Annotated in this window: 15 protein-coding genes and 1 pseudogene; 7 read left to right on the forward strand and 9 right to left on the reverse strand. The window is 37.5% G+C overall.

The window, feature by feature from the left end:
• Window positions 1-11: 11 nt before the first annotated feature.
• Complete coding sequence (locus F6K18_RS27045; protein WP_287525398.1) at window positions 12-1,118, reverse strand: phage tail sheath subtilisin-like domain-containing protein; 1,107 nt, start codon at window positions 1,116-1,118, stop codon at window positions 12-14.
• Between the two features lie 334 nt (window positions 1,119-1,452).
• Entirely contained in the window at window positions 1,453-1,578 is a 126-nt protein-coding gene (locus F6K18_RS27050; RefSeq protein WP_275670383.1) for a hypothetical protein, read from the reverse strand.
• A gap of 338 nt (window positions 1,579-1,916) precedes the next feature.
• Here F6K18_RS27050 and F6K18_RS27055 point away from each other — a divergent pair, with 338 nt between their 5' ends.
• Complete coding sequence (locus tag F6K18_RS27055; RefSeq protein ID WP_287525400.1) at window positions 1,917-2,366, forward strand: hypothetical protein; 450 nt, start codon at window positions 1,917-1,919, stop codon at window positions 2,364-2,366.
• Window positions 2,366-2,662 carry a hypothetical protein gene (locus tag F6K18_RS27060; RefSeq protein WP_287525402.1) on the forward strand — a complete coding sequence of 99 codons (297 nt, stop codon included), beginning with the start codon at window positions 2,366-2,368 and terminating at the stop codon, window positions 2,660-2,662. The genes F6K18_RS27055 and F6K18_RS27060 overlap by 1 nt, the downstream gene beginning before the upstream one ends.
• Before the next feature lie 219 nt (window positions 2,663-2,881).
• Here the strand turns inward: F6K18_RS27060 and phnE are convergent, their stop codons facing one another.
• Both phnE and phnC read right to left on the reverse strand, forming a co-directional pair.
• Window positions 2,882-3,724: a phosphonate ABC transporter, permease protein PhnE gene (gene phnE / locus F6K18_RS27065; RefSeq protein ID WP_287525404.1), complete on the reverse strand. Its 843-nt coding sequence runs from the start codon at window positions 3,722-3,724 to the stop codon at window positions 2,882-2,884.
• Between the two features lie 242 nt (window positions 3,725-3,966).
• Entirely contained in the window at window positions 3,967-4,761 is a 795-nt protein-coding gene (gene phnC, locus F6K18_RS27070) for a phosphonate ABC transporter ATP-binding protein (RefSeq protein WP_287525405.1), read from the reverse strand.
• A 175-nt stretch (window positions 4,762-4,936) separates the two neighbouring features.
• Between phnC and F6K18_RS27075 the strand changes: the two genes are divergently transcribed.
• Window positions 4,937-5,992: a cyanophycinase gene (locus tag F6K18_RS27075; protein ID WP_287525407.1), complete on the forward strand. Its 1,056-nt coding sequence runs from the start codon at window positions 4,937-4,939 to the stop codon at window positions 5,990-5,992.
• 1,206 nt (window positions 5,993-7,198) lie between these two features.
• A complete protein-coding gene (locus F6K18_RS27080) occupies window positions 7,199-9,205 on the forward strand; it encodes an ATP-binding protein (protein WP_287525408.1) in 2,007 nt (668 codons plus the stop codon).
• Window positions 9,206-10,711: 1,506 nt separating this feature from the next.
• On the opposite strand, the gene F6K18_RS27085 is transcribed toward F6K18_RS27080, so the two are convergent.
• The 5 genes from F6K18_RS27085 to F6K18_RS27105 all read right to left on the reverse strand — a co-directional run bounded on the left by F6K18_RS27085 (window position 10,712) and on the right by F6K18_RS27105 (window position 13,250).
• Entirely contained in the window at window positions 10,712-10,870 is a 159-nt protein-coding gene (locus F6K18_RS27085; protein WP_287525410.1) for a hypothetical protein, read from the reverse strand.
• A 350-nt stretch (window positions 10,871-11,220) separates the two neighbouring features.
• Window positions 11,221-11,604: a PH domain-containing protein gene (locus tag F6K18_RS27090; RefSeq protein ID WP_124145285.1), complete on the reverse strand. Its 384-nt coding sequence runs from the start codon at window positions 11,602-11,604 to the stop codon at window positions 11,221-11,223.
• A gap of 121 nt (window positions 11,605-11,725) precedes the next feature.
• Window positions 11,726-11,950 (reverse strand): hypothetical protein, encoded by a 225-nt coding sequence (locus F6K18_RS27095; protein ID WP_287525412.1) that lies wholly within the window; start codon window positions 11,948-11,950, stop codon window positions 11,726-11,728.
• 574 nt (window positions 11,951-12,524) lie between these two features.
• Entirely contained in the window at window positions 12,525-12,761 is a 237-nt protein-coding gene (locus F6K18_RS27100; RefSeq protein ID WP_287525413.1) for a hypothetical protein, read from the reverse strand.
• Between the two features lie 66 nt (window positions 12,762-12,827).
• Complete coding sequence (locus F6K18_RS27105; RefSeq protein ID WP_287525414.1) at window positions 12,828-13,250, reverse strand: hypothetical protein; 423 nt, start codon at window positions 13,248-13,250, stop codon at window positions 12,828-12,830.
• 485 nt (window positions 13,251-13,735) lie between these two features.
• Between F6K18_RS27105 and F6K18_RS27110 the strand changes: the two genes are divergently transcribed.
• From F6K18_RS27110 to F6K18_RS27120, 3 genes and pseudogenes are all read left to right on the forward strand, one after another.
• Window positions 13,736-14,644, forward strand: coding sequence for an AAA-like domain-containing protein (locus tag F6K18_RS27110; protein WP_287525416.1), 909 nt, complete (start codon window positions 13,736-13,738; stop codon window positions 14,642-14,644).
• An 820-nt stretch (window positions 14,645-15,464) separates the two neighbouring features.
• Entirely contained in the window at window positions 15,465-16,532 is a 1,068-nt protein-coding gene (locus F6K18_RS27115) for an RNA-guided endonuclease TnpB family protein (RefSeq protein WP_287525418.1), read from the forward strand.
• A gap of 303 nt (window positions 16,533-16,835) precedes the next feature.
• A pseudogene (locus F6K18_RS27120) lies at window positions 16,836-17,081 on the forward strand (bromoperoxidase); the annotation flags it as partial.

Raw genomic sequence — 17,081 nt, forward strand, 5'->3', positions numbered from 1 at the left:
TCAACAGATTACTACTCGCCAGCCGTTTGCTGGATACGGAAGATAACAAATTCCGCTGGCTTGACAATTGCTACCCCAATCAAGGTAACAACTTGTCCTAACTCCCTGACTGCTTTGGGATTAGTTTCTGCGTCACATTTAACGAAGAAAGCTTTATCCGGTGTTTCTCCAAATAATGCCCCACTGCGCCATTCATTTAACAGAAAGTCCCCTACTGTCCGTTTAATCCGTTGCCACAGTCCTAGATCGTTAGGTTCAAAGACAGCAAACTGCGTCCCATCATTAATAGATTCCACTAAGTAATTGAAATAGCGACGGGTACTGATATAGCGAAAATCCGCATTAGCATCATCTGCCATTGTCCGCCCTCCCCAGACTTTAATTGTGCCTTTGAAAGAACGAATCACGTTAATCCCTTGTGGATTTAAACCATCCTGCTGTGCTTTACTAATGGGACGACTGACATCGAGAGCATTAACAATAACTTCATTCGCAGGTGCTTTAAATACCCCCCGCGTTGCATCATTGCGAGCATATATTCCAGCAATATGACCACTAGGAGGTATAATATCCGGTGCTTCGCTAACTGGATCGAAGACTTTAATCCAAGGATAGTAAATGGCTGCATAGCTAGCTTCCTTACTCCGTCCAACAGGACGAATACCGCCTGCACTACCTGGCCCTTGGGTTTGATCGCCATCTAAAATAGCCACTCGGTCTCCCATTTTAGCACAGTGAGCAATGATGGCCGTGTGTTGAGCTTGAGCTATTGCTCCAGGTACAGCAACAATTGTAATTTCATCAACTGCTTCAAACTGCTCTAACTCATCACTAGGGTCGTTGAGAGGAGGGGCAGCAGGAGTTGGACTAGGGTTGTTGGGAGGAGGGACAGGAGGAGCTGCTTGTGAAGGAGCAACCCGCAGCACATGACAACGAGTACCTCCATTGAAGAAGAAGCCATATACAGCATGGGCTAAGATTTTATTGCCCTCTTGAAAATCGCCAAACTTAGTTTTGAACTCTTCCCAACTGGTAATTAATATCGGTTCCTTTTCTGGAGCCAAAGTATACGGGATTGGTTCGTTGTTGGCGTTAAACTGTCCTGGTTGAGGTGGCATTGTCACATTAGGATCTTAACTTAAATGTGGGTGCTCCCATGGTGTATTTTTTACTTCTAACAGCTTTTCTAGTTTTCCCACTCGATCAAGGGCGTTGCACAGTGACAAATGATTTTAGATTTTTGATGAACAGGATTTTGGATTAATCAATTGCTAAAATAGACATCTGGTAAAAATCCAAAATAAAATCAATTCTCACACATAAATTATCAATTATTTCCCCTCCCCCTCCTGGGAGGGGCGAGGGGTGGGTTCCCTACTGCCTACAGCAAAGCTGCCTACTGCCTCTTTTTTGGAGATTTTTACTCAAAGTCTAAACTAATTTTTGGCCTAATCATTCCATAATGTGCAAACCCCGATCAAGTGTGATCCAAGGTGTAATAGTTGATTCATGGCGACCTAGTAGCTTGGACAGTTCTGGGCGAGTCGATACTAGACTGGTTTTTAGCCAGTAAATCATCTGTATTCGTTCTCGTTCTCTAGCTGTTATTGATTTACCTAAATGCTTTTCAAGTTGGGAAACTGTTTGATTAATTTTAACTTTTAAGGGACGAGCTATAAATAGAAACCGCGATCGCTCTATAGTTTTCTTGACTATTATAGGTTTTGTTGCACTAATATCCTGAAACTCTTACAGGGCAGCACTTTCTCATTTATAGATTTTCTTGATAAACCCTTGTGTTATAATGCTTCTAGCACTTTCATGCAACAAAGCCACTATTATATCTTAATTAACTTATATTAAGTGCAGCTTCATAGAGCATTGGTATGACTTCTAACTTCTAACTTTTGACTTTTATGATTAATTGGATACCCTATCTAGAATCAGTCTGTCGGGACTATGCCAAATGGTGGGAGGTTTATACTCTGACGGATGTGGCAGGAAAAAAGCCTCTGGAGCAACGGCAAAATATTTCCCCACTGTTGGATTTAGGTTTGATGGTACAAACTATTGCGGAGGAAAAACAGAGGGAACCTCCAGAAGAGAAAATTGAACGGTTGACGGTTTTGGAGGGTTTGCGCAAATATGCTCCTAATCATGTTTTGTTGGTGGGAAGACCAGGTTCGGGAAAATCTACTGCTTTGGCCAGATTGTTGTTGGAGGAAGCGGAGAAATTAAGATCCTCTATTGGTCTTCCCTTGGGAAGCACGGAAATAAGAGAAACTCCGCTGTTGGAGGAAGCAGAAAAATTGAGATCCCCTCTTAGTCCCCCCTTGAGAAGGGGGGAAACAAGAGAAACTCCTTAATGAATCATGTCAGCAAAACCGTTCCCGAAAGCGCTCAACAATTAGGTAAAGAACAAACCCCCATATTCGACTTTTCCCAGACAGAAGATTTTCCCGTAGCGTTATTGCGTGGGGGTAAAGGTTTACCGGAAGGGGGATGGGAGGAAGTTAAACAAGAAACACAAGCGAAAATTCAAGCGGGGCGTGATATTAATATTAATACTGCCGAGCGTGATATAGATAGGGGAGATAAAATAGATATCGATCTTTCTGGCAGCAGCGGAGTCACAATTCATGGAGGTATCGGTTCAAAATAAAACAAGCTAGTCGTAGGTTGGGTTGCTCACACGGATTATGCCACGGATATACGGATTAAGAGGAAAATTGCAAACACAGGCTAGTCGTAGGTTGGGTTGAGGAACCCGAAACCCAACAAATTACAGCGCTTTTCCAATTGATGAACCATATTGTCATAACCAAAATCCTGTAGGGGCGATTCGCGAATCGCCCCTACGGCCCGACTCCTCCCTCGTTATCTACACTAACCAATTTCTTAATTTTGCTGATAATAAATCAATTATTGAAGTTGCCAAGATTAAAATAATTAAAATTGCACAAACTTTTTGATACAAAAACGAACCAAAACTTTGATAAAGAGAAACTCCTATACCACCTGCACCTACTATTCCTAACACGGAGGCAGAACGAACATTTGATTCAAAACGATACAAGACGAAGGAAGTCCATAAAGGCATTACTTGAGGAATTACTCCAAAGATAATTTCCTGAATTTTACTAGCACCCGTAGCACGAATACCTTCAACAGGACCAGGTTCAATTGACTCGACTGCTTCAGAAAAAAGTTTTCCTAAAGTACCTGCTGTATGTACAAATAAAGCTAAAACACCAGCAAAGGGACCTAAACCAACAGCTACTACAAATATTAGAGCAAATACTACTTCATTAATTGCCCGCATGGCATCTAAAATTCGACGAATAGGCTGTACAATCCAAATTGGACTCATATTTTCTGATGCCAAAATGGAAAATGGAACGGCGAAAATTGCTGCTAAAATAGTTCCCCAAAGACCCATTGAAATAGTAATTATTGTGTCTTCTAAATAAATTTTCCAATCAGAAAAATCAGGGGGAAAATATGATTGAATATACTCAACCATATTACCGCTTTTTTGGAATAAAGTTAAAAAATTTATTTCACTTTGTAGAGCAGAAAAAACCAGAATAATTGCAGCACCCAATACAAACATTATGCGAGTATTAGTAACTCGTTTTTTTTCTTGGGCTAACATTTCTATAACTGCTGGAGTAGCTATAATAGTTTTATCAATACGGTTAAAATTATTAGTTATTTTGTTCATTTTTATTTATATCTTTCTACACATAAAATTAAATTATAAATTCAGAATTATTTTTTTCTTTTTTCTTCTTCAGGACTTACGCACGGACACTCAATCTAAGGCGAAGAGGGCGAATGCCATTTGCGCTCCGCAAAGCTCCGCTAACGCCCCTACAGATGGTGTTTTCAAGGTGAATTTGTGTAACCCCTGTTCTTCTTTCTTCCCTCCTGACTCCTGACTCCTGACTCCTGACTCCTAATTAACTAAACTAATTCTCCATGACCTTTCAATATTAATTCTTCTGCCGCTGCACCATAAAGTTGGTCTAGTTTACGATCGCTCAGATTAATTGTTGGATCGTCAAATACAACTTCTCCATTTCTCAGAGCAATAGTACGTTTAAAATACCGACGTACCATTTGAACTTGATGTAGAGAAGTAACAATAGTAATATTATTTTCTCGGTTGAGTTTGCATAATAATTCCATTATCTTCCGAGCAGACTCCGGGTCTAGGGAAGCTATGGGTTCATCTGCTAAAATAATTTTAGCTCCCTGCACTAAACAACGAGCGATCGCTACCCGTTGTTGTTGTCCTCCAGAAAGTTGAGCAGCTTTTTTATAAGCTTGTTCTAAAATTCCTACTCTTTCTAATGCAGCAAGTGCCTGTATTTTTTGCTCTTTTGTAAATAGACGTAGTGCCGAATTTGCAAGAGACATTCGCCCCAAGTTTCCTACTAAAACGTTGTCTATTACTGTTAGTCGTTTGACCAAATTAAATTGCTGAAAAATACAACCTATTTGGCAACGTAATTTTCTAATATGTGAGTGGAAAACTCCATCTGTTTGTAAAGCTGTACCAAATATATAAACAGTACCTTTATCTCCTTGCTCTAAACCATTTATAAGTCGTAGTAAAGTAGATTTTCCCGAACCAGAAGCACCAACTAAACCTACCATTTCTCCTGCTTCAACACAGATATTAACTTGCTGCAAAGCAGGTTTTCCTTTAAAATTTTTATCAAGATTCTTAACTTCTATAGCGCTATATTTAGACATTTTTACTATAAATTATGAGCAAAACTAATATATATTAGAGGTTGTAGGTTAATTTTAGGTTATCTTTCAGTAAAAAAAATTATTGTAACTATTCAGCTGAATGCTGAATGCTGAATGCTGAATGCTGAATGCTTGCATTGCTATACAATACTATGTCAGACAATTATCTAAATCTATGAAGTTTATTTCTTTATCTTATTTGTTTTTGTTGCTAACTTCCCTATCCAGAAAATTACTTAAAGTCATAGTAATGTTCTGCTTAATAATTACCATTGCATTGATTTTTCCTACCCAAGCAAAAAGCGACAGTTATTTAGAAAATTCTATTCATCTAAATTTAATGTACAGTCATCTAAATTTAATGTACAGTGGCCCAGTTTATAACTTTGGTGGTGGTGGTCTTGATATAGACTCTGCAATTCAGTGGATGATTAATCAAGTCCGAGGATGCAATTCTTGTCGCAAGAAAGTAGATGTGATTGTAATTCGTGACTCAGGTAGCGATGCCTATAACCGACCAATTCTAGATATGGATGGGGTAGACTCAGTAGAAACTCTAATAATTTCTCATCGAGAAGATGCTCAAAAAGAGAAGATAATAAACCAAATTGAGAATGCCGAAGTAATTTTTTTTGCAGGTGGTGACCAGTGTCAATACCTGCGGAATTATCGAAATACGAAACTGGATCGAGCTGTTAATTCTGTGATTGCCAAAGGTGGGGCAGTTGGCGGAACCAGTGCTGGTGCAATGATTCAAAGTGATTTTGTTTTTAATGCTTGTTCTGAGACAGTCACCAGTAAAACTGCACTAAATGACCCTTATGAAGATATTTCTCTGGACGAAGGTTTGTTTCACAGCCAAAATTTTCAGGGAACTGTTATTGATACTCACTTCTATGAGCGCGATCGCATGGGTCGGTTAATGACATTTGTTGCTCGTTTGCTCAGAGATGGAATATCTGATACTGCTTTAGGTATTGGTATTGATGAAGATACTTCGTTAATTGTGGATAAAAGTGATTTAGCTGAAGTAGTTGGAAATGGGTTTGTTTATTTTGTCTTGGGAGACCATTTACCAGAGGAATGTAACCCTCAAATTCCATTAACTTTTAGTGGGTTCAAAATCTGGAAAAAAGGAAATGGTGAAACTTTTGATTTGAATCATAGACCATCAATTGCTGATTATCAAGTTAGTGTCGAGAATGGAGAACTTGATTCTAGTCCTTATTAGAAGAGGGAGTAGGGAGTAGGCAGTAGGGAGTAGGCAGTAGGGAGTAGGGAGGAACAATTGATAATTTCTGGAGAAGAGATGGGGAGATGAGAAGTATTTTTCAACCTTTTTCCCTTATACCTTCCCTCTACCTCCTGACTCCTGACTCCTGACTCCTGGCAAAAAAACTGAATCGCCGACAAAAATATGATCGAGGGTTCTATATGTATTCTGTGGCGAAATGCTGTTTTTTGGTTGAATAAAAAGTCATGCATAGGGGCGAGTGACTCCCAATAGTAAAATACTACCACGATTTTTTTGGGGACGCAAGGGGAAATACCTTGTCGTTTTTTTTTGAGCTTCACAGGATGATAATTGGATTGAAAAGTTAATATAGCGCCATTCGGAGCAACTGCGGTAGCTACATCGCTTCTACATGAGTAAATATATGGATGTGTTGATGAGGTGAAAATTTTTCGGTGTCACTACTTCTTTTTGGAGTGCTGCACAGGATGATAACTTTTCTAGTGCTTTGATGGTGTGAGTATCCCTTCTATATGTATTCAGTGACGAAATGCTGTTTTTGGGTTGAATAAAAAGTCATGTGTAGGGGCGAGTAAACCCCAATAATAAAATACTATCACGATTTTTTTGGGGATGCAAGGGGGAAATACCTTGCCGTTTTTTGGAGCTTCACAGGATGATGATTTAATTTGGTTGTGAATATAGCGCCATTCGGAGCAACTGCGGTAGCTACATCGCTTCTACATGAGTAAATATATGGCGTTGCATAGAGTGCGGGATGAATTTTAGGCTCTCAAACACAGGAAGTTTAACGAAGTCAGAAGTCAGTAGGGGCGAATAGCCATTCCCCCGTACAGAAGTCAGAAGTTAACCCACCCCTCGCCCCTCCCCCTCCCAGGAGGGGAAGTAGGATTTGAGCTTCGCTGCAAAAACAAAAATATTTCCCCTTAAAAGGCGGGGTTATGGGACCCAATTATTTTGATAAAAAACAAAAAATGGGATTTACCTTCTGCCAAAAATTTCATCCCCTAATTCAGCAACGCCTAAAATTCAGGCAACTCAAAATTTTCCGTTCTTAATTCATTCTTTGATTGTCAAATTATCAGAACTGACGCATTATGTTTAGCCCAAAAAATTTCTTTTAGGTATCAATATTATAAGGTATAGTAATCTATATTATTAAAACTTTGCTTATAAGTACCTATGATCGATTTACATCTTCAAGTCCAACTACAAAAAAGAAAAAATCCATTTGGAAGTAGTCGAGTCGATCATCCTTTTCAGACACATAGCGATGCGGATAATGTTTTTAGTAAAGAATTTCACAGAATACAATCTACTCTCAAAGATATTAAACAAGATATTAATCATCAAAGCAAAGGGGTTGTTGTTGTAGGGGAACCAGGGTTTGGCAAAACTCACCTGATGATGCGACTGGCAAATAGCAGATTAAAAACTAATCGACTCTTATTTATCCGTCAACCGAATAATCCTGATGCTATTATTTATCATATTTATAGTCGTATACTTGAATCGCTCATTAGATGTATACCAAAAATTAACTATACTCAACTAGAATATTTGATTGCTAATAGTTGTGCCAAAATTTTTCAAGAAATTATTATAGAAAATCCAGATTTGTACCCAAAAAAAGAAAGTAAAAAAGACCAGACAATTATAGAATTAGTCAAAAATGGAAATCTGGAATTACTCTCTTTTTTATCATCAGATACTCAAGCTAAACGAGAGTTTTGGGAACATATAGAAAATCGGTCTTATATGTGGTGGAGTACAAATTATTCAACGGCAGGATATGCACCAGAAATATTCAAAGGAATTATCAAGTTTTGTGGATATAGAGCTATAGATTATCGTCGCATCATTCGAGAATGGTTGGCAATGAATGATGTGCCTCAAAAATTATTAGATAAAGTTAAAATAGCATCTTGGAATAAAAGCATCAATCGGGAAGAAGTATCTTTAGAAGCGTTAAAAGTATTAGGTTATTTATCACTTTTAGACGAACCTTTGATTATTGTATTTGACCAATTAGAAGGTTTAGGTAGGGAATATAATCAGAATCTTTTGCACTGTTTTGGAGAAGCAATTAAAGAAATTTTTACTCATATTCCTAATAGCTTGATTATCCTAAATTTATTCCCAGACCGATGGGAGCAGTTTAAACAAGAATTTGATGATTCTATTGTTGATAGAATTTCTCAGTGTCAAGTATTCTTAAATAAGCCATCTGAAGAACAGCTAATAACAATTCTCAATGAAAAATCTAAGTCTATTAATCTGACGATTGAACAACTTTTCACACCACAGGAAATTCAGAAGATATTAAGTAAAAATTCTATACGCTCAATTATTAATTCTGCTGCAGATTTCTATAATTATAAAATTCATAATATTCCCCTGCCTGATTATCTGAAAATTGAGACAAACAGTCAAATAGCACTACAGAGTAATTCCAGTTTACAAAATTTGGTCTCAGATATTAAACAAATTAAAGAACTTGTTCTGAAGATAGCTGAAAAACTGAATATTGAATCGAATCTAGAAACAACAATTGAGGAAAATCATCAAAAATCTGTTCATCAGGAGACTCAAGCTGATACAAATAAAATTATCGGAGATTACCTGAATCAAAAATATCAGCAAATAGAAGAAGAATATAGTGAGTCTCAAGTTATTACAAGTAGTGATGACCGGGGAAAATTGGAGAAAATTTTTGAATCTTTGAAAATAATTCAACCATCTCTCAAGTTAGATTTTCTGACCTTTGATAGACCTAAAAAAATTCCAGACCACCTGGTTATTCAAACAGAAACTCAAGGTTATGCTATAGGTTTTTTATATGATGGAGGTAACGCCTTTTTTTCTCGGATGACTAACTGGAATGAATTAGTAGCCAAAAATTCTCACCTCAAGTTTTATCTATATCGAGATGCTAGAGGGTATCAAGTTAGTGGTGAAAAAAGTATCGCAGAATTAGATAAATTTAAAAATACAGATAATGGCGAATATATTGTTTTGATCAAAGATGAACGTATTACTTTTGAACTTCTCTATCAAATAATTGTGGATATTCAAAATCAAGATTTGGAAGCTAAGTTGGATGAAGCATTATTAATTCTTTTAAAAAGATACTCACATCACTCGTTATTAAAAATAGCCATAGAAGCGATCGGAACTTTTGAAGTCTAGCTTGATTAAAGAAGATTTTAGATCCCCTGAACAAAGTAGAGTTTTAAATCCAATTTCTGAGGTCTTTAGGTATTAGGTAAACTTTTTTTCATATACCACCTATGATATCAAATCCGGTAGCATTGTTGTAATTAGATTCATAGTGTGGGAACCCACCCCTAATACCAAATTATAGCGGTTTTCATTAACATAGAATACAGCTATTAGGTCTGTAATTATTAAACTTTAAACATACTTATATTTTGTTTGTAGTCTACCTTTGTGAAAACCGCTATAATAAATATTTGCTACAAATAGCTAGGATATTTCTGAGGAGTCAACCCACCCGCGTGCCCAACCAACCCCTGCCCCTCCCAGGAGGGTAACTCAGGAGGACTGAGTCACACGGGAATAGCTTCAATACCATTTTTCAGGTCGCAAATCACTCTTTTGTCTTGGTGCGCTACCAGGTGCGACTAGCGTCGTCGCGGGGTCCCACCGCTCTCTTGGTCGATGGTCGGCCAGCTCCGAGACCCTAAGAGTGACAGACCCGCTCCGAAGTACGCCATCCCACCCTACGGGAAGCTCCGAAGATCGACCACTTTGTCAAAGGACATATCCTGCATTTGTCTTTTTATTCCTGTTACTATTCGAACACATTCTTTTTTCACCCTTGGTATAACCCCTCCTGGGGGGGAAGATGGGGAGATGGGGAGATCAAGAAAGATTTGGTAATGGCCCTGTGATGGAACATTTTTTTAGACCAAGTCCTAGCGGATTTGATATGACTTAGCACTTTCGGAGCATAGTGACAATCAATTTTATGAGCGATCGCTACTAATAAAAGTATAAATATAAGTAAAAGCGATCGCTAGTACCTATAAAATATTACGCTGAGGATAAAAAGCTGATCATATAAAATTTTGGCGTTGGTAATTTGAGGTATGATATCATGTCCGGATAAGAGCTTTATAGAATTCCGTTCCCTTTACGCCACCAAAAAACTTTCTCTTTCTACTCCTTCTAATCCTTTTTCTTCTTCTTTATTCTCTCCTGACTCTTGACTCCTAAGTAATTAAGATTAATATTATACACGCGCTTTACCAACGCCAAAATTTTTAGTTATTCACATATTTGGCTTTTTAAATAGCTACAAAATAAAACTCAAACAGTCTTAAGTATAGTCTCCGACAATGATGTTGGAATTTTTAATAATGTTCTTTAAATAGACTAATCGAGTTTGATTAGGTATTGGATATTTAAGGTTAGGGTCAGGACCGTTATTCATATTTTTTGATAGTTATAATCTTCTTCAAAGTTTAGCAATAAAAGTTTTTATAGCAATTGTTGAAATGGTATAAGTATTGAATAACTTTTGTTATTTTGATGGTGACTTTTGATAAATAGTATGAAAAAAAGAGTAGTTCATAAGTGGAGCGACTCTTGTCTAAACTAATTATCTTCACTATGTTTCAAAGATAGTGGGTGGAGCGGTGTAAGAAGGCGATTTTTCCCAGCACCATTCTCCTAAATTGGCTTGAAAACTCTACCATCACGAGAGGTTTCCACAATTGATTGAGCTTGAATATCCAATATAGTAACTGCCATTAGTGCTCTTGATATCATGTCCGGTAGCATCGGAGCGTGTATAGAATTAAGTTTCAATTGAAAGAAATCCTTTAGCATAGTAGCATAACTGCCCTCTGCTTTACTTCCACCAAAGTATAAGTATTCAAGTCGAGACTGTAGCAATATTTTATGAAATTGGTATTATATAGCAATCCTAAATAGGTCGTGACAAATCAAAAAGTAAATAAAAAAACTGAAACTCTTACCTGTTCCCTGTCCCCAGTTAAGTGTTCCCTAAAAAGCAGTAAGATTTTTGACACGAATAAAATAGGATTGCTATAGAATATCTAAAACAACAGAATATTAATAATCAACCCTTTGTCCTAGATCACTAAACGCCTTCTTCCTTCTTACTTCTTCCTTCTGCTATAAAATTGAACTAAAAACCTACCACCTTCTTCAATAATTTACTTCAAAACATACTTACTTAATACAGAATAGACTTCGTTAATATTCACGGAACGATTAAATTCATGACTAATTGGTTCTGATTCACTACCTACCCAAATCTTTAACTCTGCATCTAAGTCAAAATGTCCTGCACTTTCTTTAGAAAACTTGGTAATTTTTGAATAGGGAATAGAAAGAAACTCAATTTTATGTCCTGTTACTCCTTGTTTATCTACCAAAATTAAACGCTTATTAGTAAACACAAACATATCGCGAATAATTTGGTAAGCTTTTTCAATTTGTTCTCCATCTACTAAAATATCGTTGAATAACTTATCTAGTTTTTTGGAATCAATATTAACTTCGGCAGCATTTCCGAGTAGGCCACTAATTAAACCCATATTTTACTCCTTTTAAATAATTTTCAGTAGTCATCTTTAAACCAGTAAACTTAAGTTATAGGATTGATACTCAAGGCTGAAAGCTGATAGCTTATTAATACTGTAATTAACTATCAAATCATTAGAAATCTCCATAAATTACATCAACCTTTTCTGAAATCCTTGTCGGGGCGTTACATGGAATGTCCCTACATTCTTTTTCGGAGATATCTATTAGCAGAATATCATTTTTCTTTTCTATCTTAACAAAATCTGGAGTGATATCAAATCCCCTCGGTTTCGGTCTAAAAAAATGTTCCATTACAGCGCCATTGCCAAATCTTTCTTGATCTCCCCATCTCCCCATCTTCCCCTCCTGGGAGGGGTTATACCAAGGGTGAAAAAAGAATGTGTTCGAATAGTAACAGGAATAAAAAGACAAATGCAGGATATGTCCTTTGACAAAGTGGTCGATCTTCGGAGCTTCCCGTAGGGTGGGATGGCGCCGTTCGGAGCGGATCTGCACTCTTCGGGTCTCGGAGCTGACCGACCATCGACCAAGAGAGCGGTGGGACCCCGCGACGACGCTAGTCGCACCTGGTAGCGCACCAAGACAAAAGAATGATTTGCGACCTGAAAAATGGTATTGAAGCTATTCCCGTGTGACTCAGTCCTCCTGAGTTACCCTCCTGGGAGGGGAGCGCGGGTGGGTTGACTCCTTACGAAATATCCTAGCTATTTGTAGCAAATATTTATTAATTTGATATTAGGGGTGGGTTCCCACACTATGAGTCTAATGACACCAATCCTACCGGATTTGATCTGAAGCGATCGCCATTATTCTGATGAGAGTTTTTTGACTCAAGTAGATCCATCGCTTCTAACTAACTTAAGTTACTACAGAAGTTAAATTGATCGCGCAATACTACACTATTTCATTTCTACCACATCATTACAGCAGTTTCACCACTTAAACCAGGAAAATACAAACGAACTCTGAGAATATAAGTACGACCTCTCAACAATTTGTGAGTAATGAAAGCATTATATTCAGTACCACTATCATCATCTCCATTCAAATACCTTGGGTCGCCATTCTCTTCCTCAAACAAAACCATTACAGTGTCTGCTTCACCAAAAGTTTGAAACTTGTAATCTCGCGAAATTTTTGGCTTCACAATAAAATTAACCTGTTCTCCAGGGGATAAAACCAATGGCACTGAAATAAAAGGTTTAAGCTCAATTTAATCGTTTGATTCCAGCACAGGATAAAACTTTTGCATCCAGTCCTTATCCTTTTGTGACAAACCAGGTTCTGGAAAAATTCCTTGTTGATTATAGGATCCAGGACTATCGATCAATTCTGCTTGGAACTGATAGTGCATAATTGAGTTTGGGTCCCACTCAGACCCTGCAACTTCATTTGTTGCTACTTTACGCAAAATATTATATTCTATCGTTTCTAACGACCAATTGTTCGGAAGTCTACTTAAAGAAGCTCTGACTGCATCTTCTTTCCACTGAATACCTGCTTTAGGATTTTGATGCTCGTGTGGTAATGCTAGTGTATGTCCCACTTCGTGAAGTGCAGTTTCCTTACCATAGCCATCATCAGCTAAAGGCCAACCAAAATTCATAGTTCTTTGGTTTAAAGGAATATTCAGCACATCAGTTCCCAGATAAGACCAAGACCCATCACCTTGTTGGAAACCAATGCGAACTTCTGCATCTGTGGGAGCATCAACCTCTTCAAATCAGACTTCTGATGTCTTTATGAAGACGCTCAAAACTTCCTGAGAAACAGAAGCGGTTTGAGATTTAGAAGCGGTTTGAGATTTAGTTATAACCACGATGCAACAAAGCCGTATCAGTAGCTTGAGTTTCAAGCGAATTTAAGCCTGTGGAGAAGATTAAGTTGCAGACTGAAGAGGATGAGAAGGAGAATTTTTTTTTTGATCACGCTCTTATCCGGACATGATATAACTTCTAAGTTGCCCGTAGCGCTATACCTCTACAGATGCCGACGCGGGGTCGCACCACTCTTCCATAAATGTAGCAATATTTGATAAAATTGGTATGATTTATTTTCTATTGCCAAAAAAAAAGGATATGATTGCATAAAATACTATTTATACTTAATAATAGCTAATATATGGAGAAAGAGGAAAATTCATACCCTATCAACTTAAATTTTGTTCTCAAAGCTATAAACCGCAAGCTACTCGAAATTGATTGTCCTCCTCTAAATAATATAGAAAGGATAATTATCCAAGGCATCTGGAATTATAAAACCTATAATCTAGTAGCTGAAGAGGCTGGTTATAGTCCAGGTTATCTGAGCAATGTTGTAGCTCCTCAGCTATTGAGACGAATTTCTGATGTTGTAGGTCAGAAGGTAACCAAAAAAAATTGTCGGGCAAAGCTTGAAACATATTTTACCTCAAAAGCAACATCAAAAAAAACCATTGCCAACAAAAATGCTACAACACTGTGTACTAATATTAGGCAAGTGATGTCACCAAGATTTCCTAGTGGAGCCATATCTCTAGATTCCCCATTTTATATACAACGATCTGATATTGAGAAGCAAGTATATGCAGAAATTGAGAATTCGGGGGCTTTGGTAAGGATAAAAGCGCCACAAGAAATGGGCAAAACCTCCCTGCTGCTGCGTGTTATGGACTATGCAAAACATTTTTTAGATTATCACGTTGTTAACTTGGACTTACAACAGGTAGACCAAGATATTTTTAGTAATATTAATAGGTTTTTACGCTGGTTTTGTGTTAATATCAGTCGCCAACTAAACATAGAATCAAGGTTAGATGATTATTGGGATGAAGACATTGGGTGTAAAATTAACTGCTCTCTCTACTTCCAGGACTATTTACTAGATTCAATTGATTCGCCCATACTTCTAGCTTTGGATGAAGTGAACCAGATTTTTGAGCATCTGAGAAAAATTCAAATAAATCATATTGCTTGTGGAATGTTAGTCTGGAATTTTGTCAAAAGATTAGCAGTGAAAATAGGAAAAACTATTGCTCAAGTCAAACATTAATTACTCTCAGATTACCTGCTCCAAGAGCTGAATAAGCCTACAATAAAATTCAGGGCTATTTTGATTTGATAGAGGTTTTTTACCTTTGTTTTAACTATGGAAATTGTCTTGACGCGATCGCGCTTGATTTTTTTTTCAGCGTTAGCGGAGCTTGGCGTCAGCAATCGTTCTATTTACCATGCGCTATTATATATAGTGTCTTTGCGTAAGTCCTGATAAATTAAGAAGACATTCAGAGTAGGGACGTTGTATGTAATATCCCTACTTTATGTTTAATACTAAGGTTCGTGGGAGAGCGATATAGCTGCCGCACTTGCTCCGCCAACGCCGACTTAAGGGTTTGAACTAGAATATTTTAAAGTTCTTGAGCAGCCAACATAAATAATTTATTTACTTCTCAATTGCATCATAGATATGCAATTCATAAATTAATCAGACATTCACAGTAGGGACGTTGTATGCAATATCCCTACTTTATGTTTAAAACTAAGGTTAGTGGGGGAGCGATATAGCTGCCGCACTTGCTCCGCCAACGCCGACTTAATAGAAGTAAGAAGTTGGGCAATTTTTGTTTCTTTTTGTAAAGAAGTACCAAAAAATTATATCGAGTAAAATATAATAGGTGCAGGTGCATTGCAATAGTCATCCATTGTAAGACGAGGAGCGATCACTACCTTACTCGATCAAGCTAGAAATTAAGGGCTATCAACAGTATTAAAATAATTGGACAAAGTTTTACATAAATAGACAAATACTCTGTGATATACTAGATTTATGTCTAACTTATTAAACTATTAAAAGAGGTGGCCAATCAATTGAAATGCAATCAATTAAGACTAAATTAAAAGTTAATAATAAGCAAAAAACACTACTTGCCAAACACGCAGGTGTGGCTCGTCATGCCTATAACTGGGGATTAGCGACTTGCATTACTGAATACCAATCAACCAAGAAACCACTGAGTGCTATCACTTTACATAAACGTTTGGTCAGGGAAGTCAAAAGTCAAAATCCCTGGTATTATGAAGTTTCAAAGTGCGCTCCTCAACAAGCATTAAGAGATTTAGAGAGGGCATTTAAAAAGTTTTTAACTATTCCCAAATGTGGATTCCCTAAGTTTAAGAAAAAAGGGAAAAAAGACAGTTTATATTTAGAAGGAAGTCTTAAAATTATTCAAGGCAACTATATCAAGCTACCAAGGATAGGAATAGTAAAAACATACGAAATATTACCGAATTGCAGAGTAAAAAACGTGAGAATCTCCAAACGTGCAGGTAATTGGTACATTAGTTTTAAGTATGATCATCAACCAAACCCTAACCCAAAACAAGGAGATATTATCGGTGTAGATGTTGGTATAAATGCTCTAGCAACTTGTAGCGATGGAAGAAAATTTTCTAATGTTAAAGCGTATAAGCAAGCCAAAAAACGACTAACTCGTTATCAACGGCGTGTCAGCAAAAAGAAGATTGGCTCCAAAAACAGAGCTAAAGCTGTAAAAAGACTAGCCGAAGCTCATAAAAAAGTAGCTGATATCAGAGCAGATGCACTACATAAACGAACAACATGGTTAGCTAAAAATCACAGCACCATAGTGATAGAAGATTTGAATGTAAGTGGAATGCTCAAAAACCACAAACTAGCAAGTGCGATAGCAGACTGTGGTTTTTATGAGTTCAGACGTCAACTTACATACAAATGTGAGTGGTATGGAAGCGAGTTAGTAATAGCAGATAGATTTTATCCAAGTTCTCAAATATGCTCTGAGTGCGGGGAAAAACAGAAAATGCCATTGAGTGCAAGGACGTATGAATGCAGCCACTGTGGTTTGACTGCAGACAGAGACTTGAATGCAGCAGTTAACCTAGAAAACTATGTGAATAAGTAGCTTGAGTTCCAAGCGATTTGAAGCCTGTGGAGAAGATAAGTTGCAGACTGCGGTCAGTGGTCTTCAGTGTTTGCGCAGCATTCCGTAGGAAAACAGGAAGCTAGCTCCAAAGCTTATGCAATCACGCATGGGTAAGTTTGGGTAAGTTTAGTAGAACGGTATCTAACTCAAAAAAGTCATAAATCTTTGCTTTCCATCGTCTACATAATAGACGAGTATACCACTTAATTATGATGATAACTTACCAAGTCTCGTCCCTGTTTTGCACACAATCCTAAAATTAATCAAAAATAGGAGAATTTTATGAACGAGCGTCGTCAAAAATCTTATTCCGTTCGCGTTGAGGCCGCTGAATTAGCAAGAAGTCGCCAACATCCAACCCATCAAGCTAATGGGGACGAAGAGCGCTACGCAGGTGATCAGTATTTCATGTCCTTTACCAAAGGTTTAATCCATAACCCCAACACAGGATTGCTACAAGATCCAAGAGACTTTGTAGAATTTCGCCGAGCGATCGATGATGGCTTCATCGATCCTTTTACTGATAGA

Source organism: Okeania sp. SIO2C2, from assembly GCF_010692625.1.
Taxonomy (GTDB): domain Bacteria; phylum Cyanobacteriota; class Cyanobacteriia; order Cyanobacteriales; family Microcoleaceae; genus Okeania; species Okeania hirsuta.

Excerpts from the sequence above, each read along its gene's own strand:
- F6K18_RS27045 (WP_287525398.1), bottom strand. The coding sequence starts at position 1,118 with ATGCCACCTCAACCAGGACAGTTTAACGCCAACAACGAACCAATCCCG.
- F6K18_RS27050 (WP_275670383.1), bottom strand. The coding sequence starts at position 1,578 with ATGATTTACTGGCTAAAAACCAGTCTAGTATCGACTCGCCCAGAACTG.
- F6K18_RS27055 (WP_287525400.1), top strand. The coding sequence starts at position 1,917 with ATGATTAATTGGATACCCTATCTAGAATCAGTCTGTCGGGACTATGCC.
- F6K18_RS27060 (WP_287525402.1), top strand. The coding sequence starts at position 2,366 with ATGAATCATGTCAGCAAAACCGTTCCCGAAAGCGCTCAACAATTAGGT.
- phnE (WP_287525404.1), bottom strand. The coding sequence starts at position 3,724 with ATGAACAAAATAACTAATAATTTTAACCGTATTGATAAAACTATTATA.
- phnC (WP_287525405.1), bottom strand. The coding sequence starts at position 4,761 with ATGTCTAAATATAGCGCTATAGAAGTTAAGAATCTTGATAAAAATTTT.
- F6K18_RS27075 (WP_287525407.1), top strand. The coding sequence starts at position 4,937 with ATGAAGTTTATTTCTTTATCTTATTTGTTTTTGTTGCTAACTTCCCTA.
- F6K18_RS27080 (WP_287525408.1), top strand. The coding sequence starts at position 7,199 with ATGATCGATTTACATCTTCAAGTCCAACTACAAAAAAGAAAAAATCCA.
- F6K18_RS27085 (WP_287525410.1), bottom strand. The coding sequence starts at position 10,870 with ATGCTAAAGGATTTCTTTCAATTGAAACTTAATTCTATACACGCTCCG.
- F6K18_RS27090 (WP_124145285.1), bottom strand. The coding sequence starts at position 11,604 with ATGGGTTTAATTAGTGGCCTACTCGGAAATGCTGCCGAAGTTAATATT.
- F6K18_RS27095 (WP_287525412.1), bottom strand. The coding sequence starts at position 11,950 with ATGGGGAGATGGGGAGATCAAGAAAGATTTGGCAATGGCGCTGTAATG.
- F6K18_RS27110 (WP_287525416.1), top strand. The coding sequence starts at position 13,736 with ATGGAGAAAGAGGAAAATTCATACCCTATCAACTTAAATTTTGTTCTC.
- F6K18_RS27115 (WP_287525418.1), top strand. The coding sequence starts at position 15,465 with ATGCAATCAATTAAGACTAAATTAAAAGTTAATAATAAGCAAAAAACA.